The organism is Longimicrobiaceae bacterium (assembly GCA_035696245.1).
In the GTDB taxonomy this organism is placed as follows: Bacteria; Gemmatimonadota; Gemmatimonadetes; order Longimicrobiales; family Longimicrobiaceae; genus DASRQW01.
The window spans coordinates 1-20,576 of record DASRQW010000042.1; the positions used below are offsets into that span (position 1 = coordinate 1).

A 20,576-nucleotide genomic window follows, 5' to 3' on the forward strand; every position below is an offset into this window, starting at 1 on the left:
CGGCCAGAGCGAGGCCGTCGACGTGCTCTCCGATGCCGCGCGCCGCACGCGCGCCGACCTGCGCGCGAAGCGGAAGCCGGCGTCGTTCCTCTTCGTCGGGCCGACGGGTGTCGGCAAGACGGAGCTCGCGAAGGCACTCGCCGAAGCGCTGTTCGACGACGAGACGGCGCTAGTGCGCATCGACATGGCCGAGTACAAGGAGGCGCACTCGGTGTCGGGGCTGATCGGCTCGCGCCCGGGGCTGGTGGGCTCGGAGCAGGGCGGCTTCCTCACCGAGCAGGTGCGCCGCAGCCCGCACTCCATCGTCCTCTTCGACGAGGTGGAGAAGGCGCATCCCGAGGTGATCGACATCCTGCTGGGGGTGCTCGACGAGGGCCGCCTCACCGACGCGCGCGGGCGCTTCTGCGACTTCAGCAACACGCTCATCATCCTCACCTCCAACCTGGGCGTGCGCGAGGCGAACGCCGCCAGCGACGACCCGGCCGAGCGCAAGGAGATCATCCTGCGCGTGGTGCAGGCGTCGCTGCGCCCCGAGCTGTTCAACCGGCTGGGCGAGGTGATCGCCTTCGACGTGCTGGGCCGCGAGGTGCTTGAGCGCATCGTCCGCACGCACCTCTCGGGCCTGGGGCGGCGCCTGCTGGAGCAGTACGGCGCGTCGCTCGAAGCCGACGCCGAGGCGGTGTCGCTGCTGGCCGAGCTGGCGCACGACCCCGCGTACGGCGCGCGGCCGGTGGAGCGCACCGTCGACCGGCTGGTGGTGTCGGACCTGTCGCGGCTCGTGATCGGCGGCGACGTGGGCCCCGGCTCGGTAGTGCGCCTGGTCCGCGACGGCGACGGCGTGGCGCTGCTGGCCGGCACCCGCGAAGAGGTGGACGCCGAGGCCGCGCGGATGGCCGAGGAGGCCGCGGCGCTCACTGCAGCGACCGCCGCGTCGAATGCTGCCGACGAGGATGAAGCAGGGGCACCGGAGGGAGACGGGGAGGATGCGCCCACTCCGGCCGCCGCCGGCGAGCCGGCTTCCGTGTGAGGGAACGATGATGCGTGCGATGATCCGGAGCGCGTGTGGCGCGGCGATGCTGCTGGCCGCCGGCGCCCTTCCGCTGGCGGGGCAGGGGACCCCGCCGCCCGCGACCTCCGCGCCGCCGGCGCAGGCCGCGCCGGCGCAGCCGAACGCGGTTGCCCCGGTGCAGCCCGGCCCGCCCGCGCTCACCCCGGCGCAGCAGGAGGACAAGCGCCGCCTGCAGGAGCGCGCGCGCACCAAATCCGCCACGCCCGAGGCGACCACCGCGGCGGCGAACGAGCGGCTGGACCTGTGGAAGATGGTGCTCATCATCGACCCGGCCGACGTGGAGGCGCGGCTGGGCTACGAGCAGGCGCAGCGCGACCTGGAGGCGGCGCGCGCGCAGGAGACGCTCCAGGCGCAGCAGCGCGACACCGACGCCCGCACGCAGGCCTCCGCGGCCCAGGCTCGCAGGGAACAACTGGGAACCGCTGAGCGCGCACTGTACGCCCGCGACCTGAACACAGCCGACCAAGCCGTGGGCGTGGTCCTGGCGCAGACCCCCGACGACCCGCGCGCGCTTTCGCTGCGCGACGCCATCCGCCAGACCCGCGAGGCGCGCGCCTTCACGCGGCGCATGCTGATGGCGGCGGGGGCCATGCTGGTGCTGGCCGTCGGCATCATCGTGCTGCTGAAGAAGCTCTCGCCGCGGCGTGATGCGGCGCGGGAGGGCGGCGGGGCGAAGGCGGTGGTGAAGGTGGTCGACGGGATCGGCCGCGGAAAGCTGATGCTGGTGGAGAAGGAGGTCTTCCGCATCGGCGCGGCCGACGGCGAGCGTCCGGACGAGAAGAACGACCTGGTGGTGAGCGACTCGGGCGCACTGGTGTCGCGCTACCACTGCACCATCCTGCGCAAGGGCCGCGACTACTTCCTGCTCGACAGCAGCCTCAACGGCACGCGCCTGAACGGCCGCCGCCTGGACCGCGGCGAGCACCACCCGCTCGAAGACGGCGACGAGTTCGTCCTCGCCGACGCCGCGCGGGTGAAGTTTCTGATGACGTGAGGCACTGATCATGGGCTTGCGTTTACTGCTTCACCGTGGAAGTGAACGATTCGAACTCGTAGGAGCGGATAATCCGCTCCGGCGCGGAGAGCAGATCGTGCCCTTGCGAGATCGGCAAATGGCCGTCCGGTTCTTACAGCAAGTCAGCGCTGATCCAAAAGGGAAAGTTGACCTACAGGTCTGCTCAGAGCACTTCAAAACGTACATGGGATCTTACCGGGATCGGGACTTTGTCGCTAACCTTGCGAGTGCTTTGACCGATGGAGTTGTTCGAGTCATCGACCTGCCTGCTGAACTTCGGCCTGACGAGCACCGGACCGACTTCATCTTCGCCAAGAAATCCCCTCTTCGTAAACGATATGAGGCTCCCGTAAAATTTTGGAACGAGGCGGCGGCCACACGTACGCTAGCCGATATGGCGAAGGTTCCTTCGGGCATGAAAAAATTAGTCGCTGCTGCGCAAGCCATCTCCATCGGACATCTCGGCGGAAGCACACTGATTCGTGAGTTGGCCAAACGTCTGGTCCGGGGTGAGATCTCGTTAATGAAGGTACATCAATTACCGGTAGCAACGTTTGGCGTTCATACAGCGCAAGCATCGGTCCTCGGAGCTAGCTATTCGCCCGATGTTTCGCAGCATGTTGGTGAGTTGGCGGGCATCGGGGCTGCTGTAGGCGCAGCAATTGGCGGGTTTATTGGTGGTGCTGGCGGCGGCGCTGGTGGTGCGATAGTGTGTGCCCCTGGCGGACCTGCGGCCATCGTTTGCGGTGTCGGTGGCGCGTCAGCCGGAGTTGCAGAAGGCGCAGCTGCTGGGGGAGCTATTGGTGGTGCCGTCGGTGCAGGGATTGGCGCACTCTTGAATGCCGGGCACGGGACCGGTGGCGGTGGTAATGGAGATGATGAAGATCCTGAGTTGAACAAGTGGGCAAAGCGGTTGGGCCTAAATAAAGCAAGTAAGAACACCCAAGAACTGTTCCGGAACCGTTTAACGAAAGTCGCTGATTACATTAACAAGTTTCGCAAAGGAAGCATTCGGCGAGAAATTCCGACGGACTACCTCAAGAAAACAGTGGATGAGGCGTTGCGGGAGGGCGGCTCAAAAGTTCGTAAACTCCTAACCGACAAACGCTTCTTGAAATAAGGGGATGAGATGGAGGAGAACGAGGATGTCTCAAGAAGCTGGTTCAGCACCAACGTTCGTCTGGTTTGCCTCATTGAGGATCAAGGTAGCGTGAGGTCCATGGAGTGTGTTCATGTGTTTCGGTCATCTGGCTGGGAGTCAGCCTTTCAGCGCGCTCTTGAGCTTGGACGCACGCACGAAGAGAGCTTCGTGAACGTCGACGGCGAGCGGGTCAAGTGGGTGTTGGCCGAGATTGTTTCGTTGGATTTCCTTCGAACCAACGAGTTGAACGGCGCGGAGGTGTATTCGGCCACCACAGATGTCCTGCCGGAAGGAGTCGTGCCCTTCGACCATTATTTCCGGCCGGAGGAGTCGGATCCAACCCAATCCGTGTAGCACGTGAATAGTCATGAAGTTCTCACGCGGGAAGAAGGAATGCCGCGAATGATGGTCCGACTGGAATGCTGATCCACATTTTCTCGAGCTTATGTAACGGAGTGGAATCATGTCACCGCTCCGGTATTGTTCATCGCGACATCAAGCCGAGCAACATCTTCCTTACCGATGGCGGTGGTCTTCGGCTGATGGACTTCAGCGTGGCGGCGGATCGGGGCGCCACGAGCATGCTGGAAGGCTACGAAGACGTCCGCATCGGTACGCTGCCGTACTCGGCGCCGGAGCAGATCCTGGATCCGGCGACGGCGACGTACGAGACGGCGGACATCTACAGCCTGGGCGTGGTGCTGTACGAGATGCTCACCGGCCACATCCCCTACTACCTGCACGACGGCGAGGACGAGGAGGCCTACCGCCTCCGCGTCCCCTTCGAAGCGCCCGTCCCGCCCAGCGCCTACCGCCCGGAGCTGGCGCCGGAGCTGGAGGCCGTCATCCTCAAGGCCATGAGCCGCGACCCGGCCGACCGCCACCAGTCCGTCGCCGAACTGCGCGACGAGGTGGAGGCGGCGTTCCGTGCGTCCGCCGCGCGCGAGGCCGAACCCGTCGCCGAGACGCCCGTCCTCGCCCCGGCGAAGGCGCGGCGCGTGCTGCCGTGGCTCGCCCTCGTTCCGCTCCCCGCCCTGCTCGCCTGGATCTTCCTCGCCGGGTGACCGTCTTCACCCGATCGAACGTCGTCGCTATTCCACCGTCCACCGGTCGTAGCGGTTGGCGAAGCGGTCCACGTGCATGTGCAGGCCGGTGCCCATGCGGTCGAAGTGGCCGGCGCGCCGTGCGCTCTCGATCTGCCTCTGCAGCACCGCGTCGACCGAGAAGTCCTTCACCCGCACGCCGCGGCGCTTGAAGCGGTCGATGGCGAAGCTGATCTGGTCGCGCGTCAGGTCGCGAACCCGCAGGTCCCTCGCGCCGCCCGGCCCGTAGAGCGACAGGTGCTCGGCGTGGTCCAGGCCCGTCACGGTGATGCGCCGGCCGTACTGGACCTGGAACTCGCGCTGCACCTCTTCCAGCGCGGCCAGGAACTGCTCCACCGTCAGCCCGCCGTGCGGCAGGGGCGCGGCTGGCCGCCGGGCCGACGGCGCCGCGCGGTACGGCGCGGGCACCACGATGTTCTGCGCGCTGTACACCGCCGCGATCGCCGCCTCCAGGTTGACGATGCGCGGCTGCACGTACGGGTTGCGGCCCAGGCGGCTGGTCTCCAGCAGGTTCACCGCGCCGGCGAACTCGTGCAGGGCTGCTTCGCGCGCGCCGTTCTCCAGCAGCACCATTCCGCGCTCCACCTTCTCCGACGAGACCAGCATCACCGAGTCGAGGTACGCGGCGTCGGCCTCGGTGAGCGGCGCGCGCACCGGGGTGTCGCGCCGCAGCGTACGGAGCGCCAGGAAGACGGCGAGCACCAGCAGCGCGGCCGCCGCTCCCGCCGCGGCCCAGCGCAGCGCCTGCGCGCGCCGCGCCCGGCGCGCGTGCAGGCCGCCCCGTCTGTGCGAGGGCTCGGGCGCGCTCGCGCGGAGCGCCGCGGGCGGGCGCGGCGGCGGGGCGGGCACGGTGCGCGCGCGCGCCGGCTCGCCCGAGTCGAAGCGGTACACCACCCCGGGCGCGAACTGCAGCACGTCGCCCGGCCGCAGGCGGAGCGGGGCGGCCGCGGGAGCGCCGTTCACCGCCGCGCCCGAGTCGGGACGCGCGGGTGACACCCAGAACCCGTCCTCGCGCTCCAGGATCGAGACGTGGCGGTCGGCGATGCCGGGAAGGAACAGGCGCAGCCCCGAGTCGGCCGCGGTGCCCACCCAGAACGGGGTGCGCGCCACCGGCACGTCGCCGCCGCGGGTGGGAGGCAGGGGAACCAGGCGTGGCGTGGCCATCGGCGGCGCGCGTCAGAGCGTGCGGACTTCCTGCAGCCACCAGCCGTCCGCGCCGCGCTCCAGACGGGCGCGCAGGGTCAGCGGATGCGGCGCGCCCCCGTACTCCAGCGTCAGCGTGAACACCACCGTCGCGGCGTCGCCCTTCACGTCGGGCGCCTCCTCTACCTCGTAGCGCGCCTGCAACGCCGAGTTCCTGCCGACCGAGGCGAACAGCCGCTCCCAACGGTCGATCTCGGCGGGGGTGATCCCGGGGTACGCCCGCTGGATCCGGCTGGTCTGCCGCGACTCCACGGCGGCCGCATAGCGCCTGAGCGCCTGCTCCACCTGCCCGGCGTCGTCTAGGGCTGCAACCGGATTGGGCGATGCGGCAGGGTCGACGACGAGAGCCTGGGGATTTGCGGGCCGAGACGAGGGGGGGGGCGAGGGGTGCGGCGGCGAGAGCGTGCCCCTACTATCCGCGGATAAAGTTACGGGTGCGGGATGCGGTGGGATAGGCGCCGGCGGCGCGTCGGGCGAAGGCTTCGATCTGTCGAATCCGTTCCCCACGGGGGGCGGGCCCCCCGGGTCCGGTGCGCGCGCGCGCCCATTCAGTAGCATGAACACCAAAACGCCAACACCGGCAGCCCCCAGCGCGCCCGCCGCCGCATACGCCACCAGTCCGCGGGCGCGGCGGCCCCTACGCAGCCGCCTGGGGGGGAACACGGGAGGCGGCGGCTCTTCCCGCGGCGCTGTCCAGCCTACTGCCGGATCGTCCTCCCCCACGCTGCCGGCAGCCGGCACGGGATCGGCTTCGGGCGCGCCGGGCTCCCACGACACCACCAGCGTGAGCTCCGCCTCCAGATGGTCGGCGTGCAGCGCGAGCCCAACGAGGCGGTCGCCGGCTAGCTCGCGGGCGAAGAACAACGCCCCGCCGCCCACCGGATGCGCGAGGGCGCCCAGCACGTCGAACTCGCCTTCGCCCGCCGCACGCACCTCGTCCAGCAGTTCGGTGGCGGATAGCCCCGCCGCGCCAAGGGCGTCGGCGCCGGGCAACTCGCGACCGCACGCGGCGCACGCGCGCGGCCACCCCGCGCCCTGCACGCCGCACGCGGGGCAGACGGTGCGGCCCACCGCCACGCCGTCGTCGAGCGCGGAAAGCACCTCGATGTCCAACTGGCCGTCATCGTCCTCTTCAACCAACAGCACGACCAGCGACGCACCGGCTTTAGCGCGCGCGAGCACGGCGGCCCACCCGGGGCCGGCGTCCAACTCGCCCAGCAGGTCGAACTCACCCGCCGTGGCATCCCTGACGGCCTGTTCGATCTCGGGCTTCACGGATGGCACCTGCGGAAAAAAGATGGGAGAAACATGACCCTGGTCCTGCGCGAGTAAACAGGCGAGTGGGTCCAACAGTATAGGTGCCACACACGCCCTGCGTAAGTGTGGCGGCGTATCGTCTGATGTCGGCAAACGAATGGCGTAAGGTGAACTCTTCGAGCTTGACTGCGTAGTCGCAGAACTCTATGCTATGGGTGCGTGGCCTGGATGCACGACGATTATCTTGAAAGGCTCGATTCGTTGGGCCGTCCTGCCGCCCTTTTCATTCACTCTTCAGCCGCGGGGTTAGGCTATGCGTGGGATCCGCCGCTTACTGACTTCCCTTTCCAGCCTAGGGGCCGCCACACGCCGGGGGAGCGCGGCCTTAGGGGTGGTGCTGACCGCCTTGTCGTCGCAAGCAGCGGCGCAGTTCCGCATCCCCGTCACCATCCTGGAGCACAACGACCGGGCGTGCCACGACGCACTGGCCCGCAGCGGGCGCTCTCGCGTGCGCGATTACTGGTGCTTGCGTGGAGTGGCGCAGTACCGACCCGGGATCGCCGAGATCCGCGTGAACGGCGCCGCCGCGGTACTGCAGCCCGACAGCAGCGGAGGAACGCTGTTCGTGGGGTTTGCGGACCGCGACAGCATCACGCAGGTCGTGGCGGTGACCCTGCGTGGTGCTGACGGCAACGTGTCGGAAGAACAGTTCCGGCTGACGGCCGAAACCGATCCCTCCCATCCCGAGGGGCAGCCATTCGCCATGACCAACCTCCACCCGCGTACGCTGGGCGACGGCGGCGCCTGGACTCCGGCGCCGCGGTCCGTCCTGCCTCCGGCGCTGGCGACGGGCACCATATCCGTAGCCCCACCGGGTGCAGCGGTACCGGCAGCGGCCGCCCCCCCGGGAGGCGCCCAGGTCCCGGTCGACCCGGGCCCCGCAGTGGTGGAAGATCCGGCCCGCCAGTACATCCGCGTGACAGAGCCGCAGGAGTGGTCAGGTGTGGGGACCCGCGGCATCTCCACCCCCGGCCGCCGCTCCGTGCGGGTGGTGGGCTACGCCACGCACCCCAGCGGCGTTGCCAGCGTGGAGATCGACGGCCAGGTGGCGTCGCTCTCACGGGACCGCGGGGGTGAATACAGGTTCAGCGGGTACGTCTCGGCCGACTCGGTGTCGCGCGACGTGACCGTCCTAGTGCGCGGGCAAACCGGGCTCCCGGTGGTGGGCCACTACACTCTGAACGTCACGCCGGCGCGCTCGACCTTCACCGACCGTTCGCAGGCCTGGCCGGCAGGTTCCGTCCGGCGCCGATGGGCCGTGGTGGTGGGGATCAGCGCGTACCAAGACACCAGCATCCGCTCGCTCCGCTTCGCCGACGCCGACGCGAAGTCGTTCTACGACTTCCTGCGCTCGCCCCAGGCAGGCGCAGGCGGATTCCCCGAAGACCACGTTAAGCTCCTGCTGAACGAGGAGGCGACGTATGCCAGAGTTCGCGAAGCGCTGTTCGGCTTCCTGCGGCAGTCGACACCCGACGACGAGGTGGTCATCTACTTCGCCGGCCACGGGGCGGCTGACCCGCTCCGCGAGAGCGACCTGTACCTGCTGACCTACGACACGCGCGGTTCCGCGGTGTCGTCCACGGCGCTGCCGATGCGCGAGATGGAACGCGCGGTGGAAGATTTATTCGCAAAGCACATCGTGCTGATCACCGACGCCTGCCACAGCGGCGGGATCGCCCCGCGGTTCGCCAACCGGGGGGCAGGCGAAGGCAACCGGATCAACGACGCGTTCGTGCGGCAACTGAACAGCACCACCGGCGGATTGGCGGTGTTCAACGCCAGTGAGGCAGATCAGTCGTCGGCCGAAGACGTGCGCTGGGGCGGCGGCCACGGGGTGTTCACCTGGTACCTGCTGCAGGGGCTACGCGGCGACGCCGACGAGGACGGCGACCACATCGTCACCCTGGTGGAGCTGATGCAGTGGACGGTGGACCGAGTGCGGCGCGAAAGGTCGAACGCGCAGATCCCCTCCGTTGGCAACCAGTCCTACGACCATTCGCTTCCCATGAGCCTGGTGCTCGACTCGGCCGAGCTGGCGGCCGTCCCGGCGCCGGCTCCCCCGATGGTGTCGCCCGTGACCACGGGCGCTCCGGGGGCGCCAGTAATGACCCCTGGGGGCGGCGCCCTGCCAGCCGCGCTGGCCGACTCGCTGGCGAAGGCGCGGGAGGCGGTGGGAATCTTCTCGAATAGCGCTCAGTACCGCAGCAACCTGGGCCGGCTGCTGTTGCGCGCGTTAATGAACGACGAGGCGATCTTGGCGTTCCGCGAGGCTGTGCGGCTCGACCCGCAGAGCGCGACATTCAAGTTCGACCTCGCACAGGCGCTTGCCCAGGCCGGCCGTTCCGAAGAGGCGGCTGCGGCGTTCGACGCGGCGATCGACCGCGACGGGAACAACGCCGAGTTCTACGCCGGCTACGGAGCGTCACTGATGCAGGCAGGGAAGTACGACCTGGGGGTGGAGAAGCTTCGCCGTGCCGTGCGGATGCAGCCCTCCTCCGCTTCGTACCAGGCCATGCTGGGGCGGGCGCTGCGGGCGGCCCAGCGACCGCGCGACGCGGCGCTCGCGCTGCGGCTGGCCGTGGGAATTGACAGGACCAACGTGGCGTATCACCGCGAGCTGGCGGTGGCGTTGACCGACGATGCCCGCTCTCAGGAAGCCGTGGCGGTGTTGCGCGACGCTATCCGGATGGCCCCCGACACCGCCGACCTGCAGTACCGGCTCGGCGAGTTGCTGCGTTCGTCCGGCGACCTGAACGGCGCGCGTGCCGCGTTCACTGCCGCCCTGCACGTCGACTCGGCGGCGGCCAGCTTCCACTCGGCCCTGGGTCAGGTGCTGCGCGACCTAGGCCTGCAGTACGAGGCTATCCTCGAGTTCCGTGCGGTTAGCCGGATCGCCCCCGAAGACGCGGCCGCCCAGTACCAGCTGGGGACGCTCTTCGCCGGGTCGGAGCAAGGCGACAGCGCGCTGGTGCACTTGCGCGAGGCCGTGCGGCTGGGCGCCGGGAACGCTGAGTATCACAACGGCCTGGGCCAGGCCCTGCGCAAGAAGGCCCAGCCCGTGGAGGCGCTCCAGGAGTTGATCCAGGCGGTGCGGCTGGAAGGCACCCGCGCCCGCTACCACTACGATGTGGCCATGATGTACCTGGAAACGGGGAACAACGGCGATGCGCTGGCCGCGTTGCGGCAGGCCGCCACGCTAGACCCAACCAACCGTGAGTATGCGACCGAGCTGCGCAACCTGCAGCACAGAATGCCACGATAGAACCCGGAGCCGAGTTCAATGCGATGGATGAAAGCAGCTTCCGCCCTGGCGCTCGCCGCTGGCGCCGCTCTCCGCGTGTTGCACGCTGCCGCACAGGACCTTCCCGACCCGTCGCGGGGGAGTATCGTTGTGCTGGAGCCCCAGGAGTGGCAGGGTGAGGGGACGCGACGCGGAATTGTGTCCGCCGGGCGGCCCGTGCGCGTGGTGGGCAACGCCTTCCACCCTTCCGGGATCGACCGGGTGACAGTGAACGGCGCCGCGGCCGCCGTGACGGTGCAACGCAGCGGTGTCACGCGCTGGGTTACCACCATCTCCGGCGCCGAAGCTACCCGCAGAGTGGAGATCGTCGCTTATCCGCGCCGGGGCGATCCGATCATGCGCATCCAAAACCCCGGCGGGGGGGTGCAGCGCGGCGAAACACCGTCGCCCGAACCCGCGCGTGACGCACCGGCACCGCTCCCATCACCCTGGGTCGACGGTTCTGGGCAGCCGCTGCGGGTGGGACTAGCCTCGCTCCCCCAGGAGGCGCGCACTGCTCTGCTGGCCGCTCTCCACGGCGAACGCGCCATTGTGAGCGCGGGGGCCGATGCCGAATTGCAACTACGCGCTGAGGGAAGCGCCTACCTGGTGATCGGCCCGGACGGCAGCATCCGCCATCGCGTAGTCGCGCCAACCGCGGCCGCCGGGGCAACCGGTCTGGTCGCCGTGCTAGTCCAAGAGTACGGTGCGCGGCAGTTGGCCACCCTCTCTCCGCCCGCGCGCACCTTCGGACTTCAGCTCGCGTTCCCGAGCGGCAGCGAATTCCGCGTCGGCGACGGAATTGAATTCCGGGTGAATGCCGACGGCTCCGGGTACCTGACGCTCGTGGATCTTGGCACTGACGGAACGATCTCCGTGCTTTACCCGCTCTCGTCCAAAGACTCAGCGTGGGTGGAAGCGGGCCAGGAGCTCATACTTCCGAGTGCGGCCGCCCGCGCACAGTTCGCCCCGGATCCGCCCTACAAGGCCTCGCCGCCAACGGGAGCCGGAGCCGTCCGCGCTTTTATTACGGCCCGCCCGCTGATGCTTCCCAGTCCCACCAGTGGTCCGATTTCGGCTGACGCCTTTCTGAGGGCGTTGCGAGATACAGCCGTGGGCGGGGAAGCCTGGGCCACTGCGGTGCTCTACTACCGGATCGTGCCGTGACACTATGCCGATCTGTGTGTAGTTTTGCTGCGGTTTCTCGAAAAGGCTCTTGTAGATCGTTCAAACTTCGAGGCAGTACTATCTGGACGTGAGGACTGATCACAGGGCGGGGTCGGGTTCCGGTGGCCAGCTGAGGCCGCCCAGCAATTCGATGATCTGGCTGGCATTCCGCCGCTCAACCGCCAAGTCTCGCGGTAGCGTCAGTCCAATGATGGATTCGTCTCCGTTGGACAGCAGTCCCAGCACGTGGAGGCGCATTCTATTTCTCAGGTAGGGGTCAGTTTGAATTAACGGTGCCGCTGTTCTGACATTCGGGGCAGACGATCGCGACAGCTCCTCCGACCATCGCCGTCAACTTGCCCCGTCCGTACTCTCTCTCGTGCGACCGCTGACCGGACTTCTTGCACGTGACGTTCTGCGCTGTCGATAACGACGGTCCTCGCCACGGGGGCGATTCCGCCCGGCTTACGCTCTTAGGAGCGTACAAGCGTCGGCACGATTGAGTCCACGCTGCCGACCGGGTGGGTCTCGAAGGCATGGATCGAGTGCGCACCGTCTGCGCCGAGTACCCCAGAGATGCTGCGATGCGGGCGAGAGACTCCCGGCGGGCACTCGCGAGCACGATCTGCGCGTAGTGTGAACGCGCTGCTCGATCGTAACGCGGCCCCAAGCCGGGAGCGCTTCTCGTCCGTGAGCATGCGGACGTGCATGGGTAGCCTCGTGCAGAAAGGCTAAACCCTTACCCTGCAATGCACAAGCTATCTCGCGAAGATGCATGAGGGTGCGCGGGGTGCGGGCGGAGGAGACGAAGGGAATGCTCACACGTGTGCATCTCGCGGATGCATATCGCCATCCGAGCTTCACGAAGCGGGATCGTCACGTTCCGACCCGTGAGTCTCCGCTTGGTCGGGACGGCTCATTCTGGTTCTCACCATCCGTCGTTCGCCCGCTGGCTCAATCTCCCACTACACCGTGTCTGAAGTTTAGCTAGCGCGGATACGTCGGCTGGTATCGGAGTAGATCCACTTGAACGGACGGCAGTCCTCGTTGTGGGCGCTGATGTACGCCAGCAGCTTGCGACGAAGATCGTCCGCCGAGGTGAATATCCGCGGGCGATGCAGTCCCGTTCGATCTTCGCGAACCAGAGTTCCACCTGGTTCAGCCAGGAGCTGTAGGTCGGCGTGTAGTGGATCTTCACGTTGGCGTTCGCTTCGAGCCAAGCCTCCACCCCTTGGGTCTTGTGAGCGGAGAGGTTGTCGTCGATCAGGTGGATCTCGCGGCCGGGCGGCTGGGTGGCGACCACCTGTTCGCAGAAGCCCACGAACTCCTCACTCGTGTGCCGCTGGGCGGTCTTGCCGTGCACGCGGCCGGTAGAAACCTCCAGAGCCGCGTACAACGAGAGCGTACCGTGGCGGACTTACTCGAACCCGTGGCGCTCCGCGCGCCCGGGTGAGAGCGGGAGCACGGGATCGGTCCTCTCCAGCGCCTGGATTGCGGTCTTCTCGTCCACGCAGAATACGGCGGCGTGCGCTGGCGGGTTCAGGTACAGTCCGATGATCGTAGCGGCTTTCTCCTCGAACCCGGGATCGGGACTCACCTTGTAGTGCTCGAGGCGATGCGGCTTCAGGTGCGCCTTCTTCCAGATGCGCTGCACGGTCGAGGGGCTTTACACCTACGCGGCGAGCCAGGCGCGAAGCCGACCAGTGGGTGTACGGCGAAGGGGGCGCCTTCTTCGTCGTGGCGATGATCTTCACCTCGATCTGTGGTGTGATCTGCTTGGGCCGGCCGCTACGCTGCGCATCCTGAAGACCGGCGAAGCGGAGTTCCGTGTACCGCTTTCTCCAGCGGCTGATCGTGCTCGCCGGGACACGCAGACGAGCGGAGATCGAGGTGTAGCTCTCGCCCGCGACAATCGCGAGCACGATCTGCGCACGCTTCACAAGACCGGCCGGCGCACGCGTCGAACGAACGACGCCAGCCAGTGCAACCTGCTCTGCTGGGGTGAGCCGGAGCGCCTCTGCGGTGGGATTCATGCCCACCAATATACCACCTTGTTTCCACTGGCGAGACTTCAGAAGCGCTCCACTACCTTCAGTCGTCTTCGTCCAGCTTGCTTCGACGCATCCGGTCATGCGAAAGCTCCAGAACGAAATGACCCCCAAGTAGCCGTGCTCGGGGGCGAGGCTCACGACACCCTACTATGGCGTGGAGAGATGCGGGTAACAAACCGGGGTACCGTACCGTCGCGCTCAGTCGCGACATTGGACAAATACGAAGAAAAATGTAGGTTGTATCTCACTGAGTCGCACGTAGTCGCGTAGTTCTCTCGACTTGTAAACGACAGATCGCGGGATCGAGGTTGGTCGCTTCATGATGCGTTGGACGTAAATGACACCGGTCCCGAAACCCTCGCGTAACCGTTCCTGCTACCCCGGAGCTTGGGATGGTAAATTCGTGCGTTGGGTTGGAAAATGCCCCCGGAAGTGCTGCTGGGCGCATCATGGATCACGTTTTGACCATCACGGGTAGGAGTGGGAAGCGTTTCAAGCCCTTGAAGGGCATGTCGATTTTCACTACTTTTTTCACAATTCTTGGTTCCCACTCCGTCACACGGAGCGATGCTCGGTTACGGAAGTTGTAGTGAAACCGCGGGTTTCGCCTATCGGCGGCACTAACGAGTACAGCCCATTACGCCCGTTCTGGCCTCCGGAGCCGAAGGTCACAGGTTCGAATCCTGTCGGGCGCATCAAATCGTATGACCCCCGTGGTTGCTGCACTTGCAGCGGCGCGGGGGATCTTTGCGTTTGTGCCCTATCGCCCCGCGTCCATTTCTCCAGCCCGCGTCCGACGTCCGACCGCAGCAACGGCATCGCATCCTCCTCCCGGGAAACGTCATCCTCGTCCGGTCTCGCAGCAGGACCGGCGCTCCCGTCCTGGTCGGAGCCGCGGCGGCGAAATAGGCAATCGCATCGCACGGCACCTCGCAGATGCGCTGGATGCGGCGGCAGTGCAGGGAGAACGAACGGCGCGCATCCGAAGAATCGGGTGCGCGCCGTTGTGCGTGATCCAACTGCGGCAGGCCGGGCGAATCGGATGCGCAGTTGGATCGGACGAAACGAGGCGCGGCTCCGGTGGAAACGGGCCTCGTTCGTAGTTGACCTACCGATGGATAGCCATCTACCGATCGCGTCTTGAGAGGAGGCCCAGCACCACTCCTGCCAGGCCGGCGACGGCGAGGCCGAGCATGACCTTGGAGCGGTCGTCCAGCGGCGGGACGTTGACCGTGCCGTACTCGTCGGCGACGGCGGGGCGGTCCACGTAGCGGCCGTGCGCCGGGCGCGCCAGCGTGTCGAAGTCGCGCGCCAGCGTGTGGAGCGCGTCCCGCATCTCCTGCCCGTGCATGGGCACGCCGTGGCCCGTAGCCGCGATCTCCGGCTCCAGCCGTGCGAGGAGGCGGACGGAGGCGCGGGCGTCTTCCCAGTCCGGCGTGTAGTACATGGGCGGGCCGTGCATCTCCGGGCGCTGCGTGAGCGCCGCCATCAGCGACTCCTGACGCGTGGTGACGAACGCGTCGCCGGCCACCAGCGTACGATCGGCGTCGCGGAAGAGCGAGACGTGGCCGGGCGCGTGGCCGGGCGTGTGGACCCACCGCCACCCGGGCATGTCCGGCACCGATCCGTCGTACGAGAGCGTGCGCACGCGGACGCCCAGGTCGATGGGCCCGCGCGGGTACGTCCAAGAGAGCAGCGCCATTCCGCCGCCACCCACCGTGGGGTCGGGCGGGGGATACGACGAGCGCCCGGTCACATACGGGGCCTCCAGCTCGTGCACGTACACGGGCGCGTCCCACTTCTCCGCCAGCTCGCGCAGGGCGCCCACGTGGTCGAAGTGCCCGTGCGTGAGCACGATGGCAGAAGGCCGCGCGCCAACGCCGAAGCGGTGCTCCGCCGCCGCCTCGATGGCGTGGGTGAAGCCGTGAAGCCCCGCGTCGATCAGCACCCACCCGCGGTCGCCGACGCCCTCACGGCCGTAGAAGAAGACGTTCACGATGCCCGTGCGCAGGTATGCGAGGTCCTCGGTCAGCGCGCGCGGCCACTCGTCGGTCGGCGACACCATCCGGCTGTGCTCCAGCTCCAGCGTCTGCGTCATCCCACGGCCTCCCGCGTCGTTGCAGTTCCCGCATCTCCCGTCCCGTTCCGCCGCGGCTGCGATGCAAGCGCTGCACCCGCCGGGCGGCACCTCGGCCGGCTCTGCATCCTTCGGTTGCAGGCGCGAGCATCGCAAGCCGCCTCTCAACCGCGAGACGAGAAGACTCTGCGCAGTAGATGAGATGAAGGCTTGACTCCGGCATGGTGGAGACGCATTCTACTATCATGGATACCACGATGCCGGATACTCACGCGCGTCTCGCTTCGCGGCTGCGCGGGTTGCGAAGCGAGCGGAGCCTGACGCTCGACGCGCTGGCCGACCGCGCGGGCGTGAGCCGTTCGATGATCTCGCTGATCGAACGCGGCGAGAGCAGCCCGACCGCCGCGGTGCTCGACCGGCTCGCGGCGGGCCTGGGCGTGACCATCGCCTCACTGTTCGCGGACGCGGCGCGGGCGGATGCATCGCCCGTTTCGCGGCGTGCGGACCAAGCCGCGTGGCGCGATCCGGAGACGGGGTACGTTCGCCGCAACCTCTCGCCGCCGGCCTTCCCGTCCGCCATCGAGCTCGTGGAAGTCGTGCTGCCCGCCGGGGCTCGCGTTGCCTACGACACGCCGGGGACGCGGACGGTTGGCGTCAGCCAGCAGGTCTGGGTGATGGAGGGGCGGCTGGAGCTTTCGCTGGGAGAGGTCAACCACCGCCTGGACGCGGGCGACTGCCTGGCGATGCGCCTGGACGGGCCCACCGTGTTCCGTAACCCGGGAGCCGAGCCCGTGCGCTATGTCGTCGCCCTGGCGGCGGACGCGGTGCCGGGGCGGGCCGCAGCCACGGGCCACCGCGGAGGCGCATCGTGACGGAGCAGCCGGGAGCGCCGTTCGCCATCCGCCGCCTTACGACTGAGGAGGCGAGGGCGCGCATCGCAGACCTTGGCGCGGTGCTCGCCGACTGCGTGGAAGGCGGCGCGTCGGTCGGCTTCATGGCGCCGCTCTCGCGCGAGACGGCGGACCGGTTCTGGCAGCGCGTGGTGGATGGCGTCGCGGCGGGCGAACGGGTGCTCCTGGTCGCGGAGGATAGGTCGACGGGGGAGATTGCCGGCACGGTCCAGGTCGTGCTGGCGATGCCGGAGAATCAGCCGCACCGCGGAGACATCGCGAAGATGCTGGTGCGCCGCTCGGCCCGGCGGCAGGGGCTCGCCGGCAGGCTGATGCTCGCCGCCGCGGATGCCGCCCTCGCCGCCGGGAAGACGCTGCTCGTGCTGGACACCGTCACCGGGAGCGACGCGGAGCGCCTTTACGCGCAGCTGGGTTGGACGCGCGTCGGCGTGGTGCCGGGATACGCGCTGTGGCCGGACGGGCGGCCGTGCGACACGACCATCTTCTACAAGAACCTGGCGCCCGAACCCGCGACGTAGCCCGCTCGTCCGCCGAACCGTCCAATACAGCCGCAGATTCCGTGCGTACGATCTTCCTCGCTGCGATTCTCCCACTCCTTATCTCGCCCCCATCGAGCGTTGCGCAGGGGCACGCGTCGTATTCGCTGTCCGCGCATCCGGCCGCGGTCGTGGACGCGCGTTACACGGGCGCGGAGGGCGCGCGCGTCCGCGGCGTCCGCACGTACCGCCGCCTGGGCGACGCGCTGGCGGATGCGCCCGCGGCGAACGCGCGGCCGTACGTCATCCTGCTGCGCGCCGGCCGGTATCGCGAGAAGCTGACGGTGGACAAGGCGAACGTCACGCTGCTCGGCGAGGATCGCGACGCGACGGTGCTCACGTACGACGCGGCGTCGGACACGCGCGGGCCCACGGGCGAGCCGTACGGCACGCGCGGCAGCTACACGCTGCGTATTGCCGCGCCGGACTTCCGGGCGGAGAACCTGACCGTCGAGAACGCGTTCGACTATCCCGCCAACGCGGCGAAGCCGGACGGCGATTCCACCAGGTTCCGCAACACGCAGGCGGTCGCGGTGATAACGGACACCGGCAGCGACCGGGCGGCGTTCGTGAACGTGAAGCTATCCGGCTATCAGGACACGGTTTTCGCCAACGTGGGGCGGCACTGGTTCAGCCGGTGCATCATTCTGGGGAACGTGGATTTCATCTTCGGGGCGGGACAGGCGGTCTTCGACGACTGCGACATCGTCTCGCGCGACCGCGGCAACGCCACGAACAACGGCTACGTCGTGGCGCCCAGCACGTCCCTGGCGCGGCCGTACGGCTTCCTGTTCATCCACAGCCGGCTGAAGAAAGAGAGCGCGAGCATGGCGCCCGGCTCCGTCGCGCTCGGCCGTCCGTGGCATCCCTCGGCCGATGCGCAGGCGGTGGGGAGCGCAGTGTTCGTGGACTGCTGGATGGATGACCACATCAGCGCCGCGGGCTGGGACCGCCTGTCGAGCGTGAACGCCGGCGTCGCGCGCATCTGGTTCGAGCCGGGAGATGCGCGGCTGTTCGAGCTTCGCAGCACCGGCCCCGGCGCCGCCGCCAGCCCGTCGCGCCGCGTTCTCTCCGCGGCGGATGCGGCGTACTACTCGCCCGACGCGGTGCTGGCCGGGTGGACGCCCTGGCGGTGATCAAGAGGATGCGGCCGATGTGATCAGTTCGGCAGAACCGTGGCCGGGAGCAGGCATGCTGGTAGCGGCATCCGCATAGGCCGGCGTCCCGATGCGATGAACGCACCATACGGCGGGCAGCATTGAGGCGGATGTCGAGCTTCGGTGTGACGGAGAGGCGGCCGTCGGCTGCTGGCGCCGGGATTGCGGCGGGATTTCGGGTGGGCGGCGGAGGCGTGAACCCGAGAGCGAGGAGCACCCATGACGAGGACGGTGGTGGCGCAGGGAATCGCGCTCGGGGTGCTGCTCGCCGGTGGATGCGCGCCGGCGGGCGCGGGGCCGGAGCCGGATCCGGGTGTCGCGGCCGATTCGGGCGCGGTGGAGGTGCACGAGGGCAGACGCGGGTTGGCGGATGCGCGGGAGTGGCGCGGCTCCAACCCCGCTCGCGTGGAGGACCTGCTGGTGGGGCGATTCGCGGGCGTGGACGTGACGCGCGTGCCGGGCGGCGGGCTGTCGGTGCGCATCCGCGGCGCTTCGTCGATCATCGGCGGCGGGGAGCCGCTGTACGTGATCGACGGGCAGACGATCGAGCCCGGGCCGGGCGGCGCGCTGATGGGCATCAACCCGCAGGACATCGACCGCATCCAGGTGCTCAAGGACGCCGGCGACATCGCGTTCTACGGCGCGCGCGGCGGCAACGGCGTGGTGCTGATCACCACTAAGCGCGGCCAGTAGGCTACCGCCAGAATGCCGACAACCGGCCTCACGCGGAGACGCGGAGGACGCGGAGAACGGCACAGAGGCGAGTTTTTCTCCGCGATCCCACGCCTCCGCGTGAGCATTGGAACGGACGACGAGAACGGCGCCGCGGGTAAGCCAAAAAGGAACCGCCCTGCATCTGGTAGATGCGGGGCGGTTTCGTGTGGCCGTGCTTCACATCTACCGAAGCGCCGTCCTGCTCAGCGGAAGGCGAGAGGGTAGACGAGGCGGGCGCGGTGGGCGCGGACGACGGTATCCGGGAGCTTCGCCAGCGCGTCCGCGTAGGCGTCGCCGCCGTAGGCGAGGCGGGCGCGGAGGAGCGGCTGGAGGAAGAGGTCCGCCTCCGCAGCGACGATCTGCTCGCCGGGCCAATGCTTGGCCGGGTCGGTGTACGGCGCCACGTAGTCCAGCGCCGCGCGGATGCTGCCGCCGGTCGGCGCGCGGTAGCCCCACAGGTCCACGCCTACGTTGCGGCCCAGGTCCGCGAGGCGGGTCAGCGCGTCGAGGTTGAAGCCGCTGTAGTGCAGCGACTGCGTGCGTCCCAGCTCCTCGGGCTGCGAGCCGTCGGGCTTGATCTGCGCGGCGATGCGGAGCGTCGTCGCCTCCTCCGCCGTGGCGCGGACGAACGCCGTGTCACCAACGAAGAGCGCGATGCCCACGGCCTGCGCATCGTACCAAGTGCCGTGGTTGTTGGTGGCGGCGTGCTCGTCCCGGCCGTACTTGTGGGTGCGCATCCAGCCCAGGAACTCGCGCATCCACTGCCGCATCCCCCGCGCGTCGTCGGCCGTCCAGCTTGGCGAGCCCTCGATCATCCCCACGTAGTCGCCCAGCGCGCCGTACTCCCGCGTGTCGATCAGGCCGATGCCGCGGCCCTCCACCACGCCGGGGATGGACTGGCCGTACTTGAGGTTCGGGTTCATGCGCGTGTCCGGGTCCAGGAACCACGTGCGCAGCAGCAGCGTGGCGTGCTGCGCATAGGGCTCGCGGCCGGTGAGGTAGTACGCGAGCGCCAGCGTCTCGACGGCGTCGACCATGGCGGCGTTGCGGGGCGCATCGAAGCCGCGGGTGCCTTCGGGGTTCCGCAGACCGTCACGGCGGATGTACGGCAGCCCGTTGGCCTTGGTGCTGTCCGGCCACCAATACGGACCCATGCTCATGTAGTCGTGCTTGTCGCCGCTGGGCGGGGTGCGCGTCTTGTCCACCACCGAGAACGGCCCCGCCATCAGCGCCGAGTCCGCCAGCACGATCAGCCGGTCGTACGCCGGCCGAAGCGCCGCGTCGCCGCTCGCGATGCGCTGCTTCGCCGCCCGCAGCTCATCGCCGCGCAGCAGGAAAACCCGCGGCGCATCTCCCGCTGACGCCTGCAATGCGGTGACGGAATATGCGTGAGATGCGTGGCCGGCGGCGCTCGCCTGCTGTGCATCTACGGAAAACACGGATAGATGCAGCGCCACGGCGGCGACAGCGCCCATGATCGGACGCAGGGGAATCCGGATGTTCGATGCGTTCAAAGCTGCCTCGGTAGATCGGAGTTCAAGGCGCGTTCCGGACACTTCGCCGCGGGACGCCTGGCGGGTGAACCCGCGGCTAAAACGGCACGAAGATCACCTGCGTGGCCTGCAGCCGGGAGTCCGTCGCGGTGGGGAGACATTGCTTCAGGCGCGGGCAAGACACGGAACCTCCGTAGCGTCGATGGCTCCGAAGCGCTCCGAACCCCAACCCTCTCCCGCTTGCGGGCAGGGCTGTTTCATTCAGGGCAACGGTGTATCTTTGCAGCATGAATCTACTGACTGCGTTCGAGCAAATCCCCGAGTTTCGTCGCACAGCCGGGC

Annotated in this window: 16 protein-coding genes and 1 pseudogene; 11 read left to right on the plus strand and 6 right to left on the minus strand. The window is 68.2% G+C overall.

What is annotated here, in order from left to right:
- The 5 genes from VFE05_01660 to VFE05_01680 all read left to right on the plus strand — a co-directional run.
- The coding region (locus VFE05_01660; GenBank protein HET6228752.1) for an AAA family ATPase at nucleotides 1-1,027 on the plus strand (1,027 nt) is incomplete at its 5' end.
- Between the two features lie 19 nt (nucleotides 1,028-1,046).
- Nucleotides 1,047-2,063 carry an FHA domain-containing protein gene (locus tag VFE05_01665; protein HET6228753.1) on the plus strand — a complete coding sequence of 339 codons (1,017 nt, stop codon included), beginning with the start codon at nucleotides 1,047-1,049 and terminating at the stop codon, nucleotides 2,061-2,063.
- A gap of 118 nt (nucleotides 2,064-2,181) precedes the next feature.
- Nucleotides 2,182-3,204, plus strand: a complete 1,023-nt coding sequence (locus tag VFE05_01670; protein ID HET6228754.1) for a hypothetical protein — start codon at nucleotides 2,182-2,184, stop codon at nucleotides 3,202-3,204.
- A 9-nt stretch (nucleotides 3,205-3,213) separates the two neighbouring features.
- Nucleotides 3,214-3,579 (plus strand): DUF4288 domain-containing protein, encoded by a 366-nt coding sequence (locus VFE05_01675; protein ID HET6228755.1) that lies wholly within the window; start codon nucleotides 3,214-3,216, stop codon nucleotides 3,577-3,579.
- Between the two features lie 65 nt (nucleotides 3,580-3,644).
- Nucleotides 3,645-4,289, plus strand: coding sequence for a serine/threonine-protein kinase (locus VFE05_01680; GenBank protein HET6228756.1), 645 nt, complete (start codon nucleotides 3,645-3,647; stop codon nucleotides 4,287-4,289).
- Nucleotides 4,290-4,316: 27 nt separating this feature from the next.
- Here VFE05_01680 and VFE05_01685 read toward each other — a convergent pair whose 3' ends face one another.
- Entirely contained in the window at nucleotides 4,317-5,492 is a 1,176-nt protein-coding gene (locus tag VFE05_01685) for an FHA domain-containing protein (GenBank protein ID HET6228757.1), read from the minus strand.
- A gap of 12 nt (nucleotides 5,493-5,504) precedes the next feature.
- Entirely contained in the window at nucleotides 5,505-6,806 is a 1,302-nt protein-coding gene (locus tag VFE05_01690) for a hypothetical protein (protein HET6228758.1), read from the minus strand.
- Between the two features lie 373 nt (nucleotides 6,807-7,179).
- Between VFE05_01690 and VFE05_01695 the strand changes: the two genes are divergently transcribed.
- A complete protein-coding gene (locus tag VFE05_01695; GenBank protein ID HET6228759.1) occupies nucleotides 7,180-10,110 on the plus strand; it encodes a tetratricopeptide repeat protein in 2,931 nt (976 codons plus the stop codon).
- A 204-nt stretch (nucleotides 10,111-10,314) separates the two neighbouring features.
- Nucleotides 10,315-11,295 (plus strand): DUF4384 domain-containing protein, encoded by a 981-nt coding sequence (locus VFE05_01700; protein ID HET6228760.1) that lies wholly within the window; start codon nucleotides 10,315-10,317, stop codon nucleotides 11,293-11,295.
- A 928-nt stretch (nucleotides 11,296-12,223) separates the two neighbouring features.
- Here the strand turns inward: VFE05_01700 and VFE05_01705 are convergent.
- The 3 genes and pseudogenes from VFE05_01705 to VFE05_01715 form a co-directional block, all read right to left on the minus strand.
- Nucleotides 12,224-12,697: pseudogene (locus tag VFE05_01705) on the minus strand (IS630 family transposase).
- Between the two features lie 15 nt (nucleotides 12,698-12,712).
- On the minus strand, nucleotides 12,713-12,949 hold the full coding sequence (locus VFE05_01710) for a hypothetical protein (protein HET6228761.1): 237 nt from the start codon (nucleotides 12,947-12,949) through the stop codon (nucleotides 12,713-12,715).
- Nucleotides 12,950-14,472: 1,523 nt separating this feature from the next.
- Nucleotides 14,473-15,444, minus strand: coding sequence for an MBL fold metallo-hydrolase (locus VFE05_01715; GenBank protein ID HET6228762.1), 972 nt, complete (start codon nucleotides 15,442-15,444; stop codon nucleotides 14,473-14,475).
- Nucleotides 15,445-15,680: 236 nt separating this feature from the next.
- Between VFE05_01715 and VFE05_01720 the strand changes: the two genes are divergently transcribed.
- The 4 genes from VFE05_01720 (at nucleotide 15,681) to VFE05_01735 (ending at nucleotide 18,720) form a co-directional block, all read left to right on the plus strand.
- The gene (locus VFE05_01720; protein HET6228763.1) at nucleotides 15,681-16,295 is read left to right on the plus strand and encodes a helix-turn-helix domain-containing protein; all 615 of its coding nucleotides are present in this window, start codon (nucleotides 15,681-15,683) and stop codon (nucleotides 16,293-16,295) included.
- Nucleotides 16,292-16,852, plus strand: a complete 561-nt coding sequence (locus VFE05_01725) for a GNAT family N-acetyltransferase (GenBank protein ID HET6228764.1) — start codon at nucleotides 16,292-16,294, stop codon at nucleotides 16,850-16,852. Before VFE05_01720 ends, VFE05_01725 begins: the two co-directional genes overlap by 4 nt.
- 149 nt (nucleotides 16,853-17,001) lie before the next feature.
- A complete protein-coding gene (locus tag VFE05_01730) occupies nucleotides 17,002-18,006 on the plus strand; it encodes a pectinesterase family protein (GenBank protein ID HET6228765.1) in 1,005 nt (334 codons plus the stop codon).
- A 240-nt stretch (nucleotides 18,007-18,246) separates the two neighbouring features.
- Nucleotides 18,247-18,720 carry a TonB-dependent receptor plug domain-containing protein gene (locus VFE05_01735; protein ID HET6228766.1) on the plus strand — a complete coding sequence of 158 codons (474 nt, stop codon included), beginning with the start codon at nucleotides 18,247-18,249 and terminating at the stop codon, nucleotides 18,718-18,720.
- A 224-nt stretch (nucleotides 18,721-18,944) separates the two neighbouring features.
- Here VFE05_01735 and VFE05_01740 read toward each other — a convergent pair whose 3' ends face one another.
- Nucleotides 18,945-20,216, minus strand: a complete 1,272-nt coding sequence (locus VFE05_01740; GenBank protein ID HET6228767.1) for an alginate lyase family protein — start codon at nucleotides 20,214-20,216, stop codon at nucleotides 18,945-18,947.
- Between the last annotated feature and the right edge of the window lie 360 nt (nucleotides 20,217-20,576).

Bases quoted from the DNA above. Each gene is read 5' to 3' on its own strand.
- VFE05_01665 (HET6228753.1), top strand. From the start codon at position 1,047: ATGATCCGGAGCGCGTGTGGCGCGGCGATGCTGCTGGCCGCCGGCGCC.
- VFE05_01670 (HET6228754.1), top strand. From the start codon at position 2,182: ATGGCCGTCCGGTTCTTACAGCAAGTCAGCGCTGATCCAAAAGGGAAA.
- VFE05_01675 (HET6228755.1), top strand. From the start codon at position 3,214: ATGGAGGAGAACGAGGATGTCTCAAGAAGCTGGTTCAGCACCAACGTT.
- VFE05_01680 (HET6228756.1), top strand. From the start codon at position 3,645: ATGCTGATCCACATTTTCTCGAGCTTATGTAACGGAGTGGAATCATGT.
- VFE05_01685 (HET6228757.1), bottom strand. From the start codon at position 5,492: ATGGCCACGCCACGCCTGGTTCCCCTGCCTCCCACCCGCGGCGGCGAC.
- VFE05_01715 (HET6228762.1), bottom strand. From the start codon at position 15,444: ATGACGCAGACGCTGGAGCTGGAGCACAGCCGGATGGTGTCGCCGACC.
- VFE05_01720 (HET6228763.1), top strand. From the start codon at position 15,681: ATGCCGGATACTCACGCGCGTCTCGCTTCGCGGCTGCGCGGGTTGCGA.
- VFE05_01735 (HET6228766.1), top strand. From the start codon at position 18,247: ATGACGAGGACGGTGGTGGCGCAGGGAATCGCGCTCGGGGTGCTGCTC.
- VFE05_01740 (HET6228767.1), bottom strand. From the start codon at position 20,216: ATGGGCGCTGTCGCCGCCGTGGCGCTGCATCTATCCGTGTTTTCCGTA.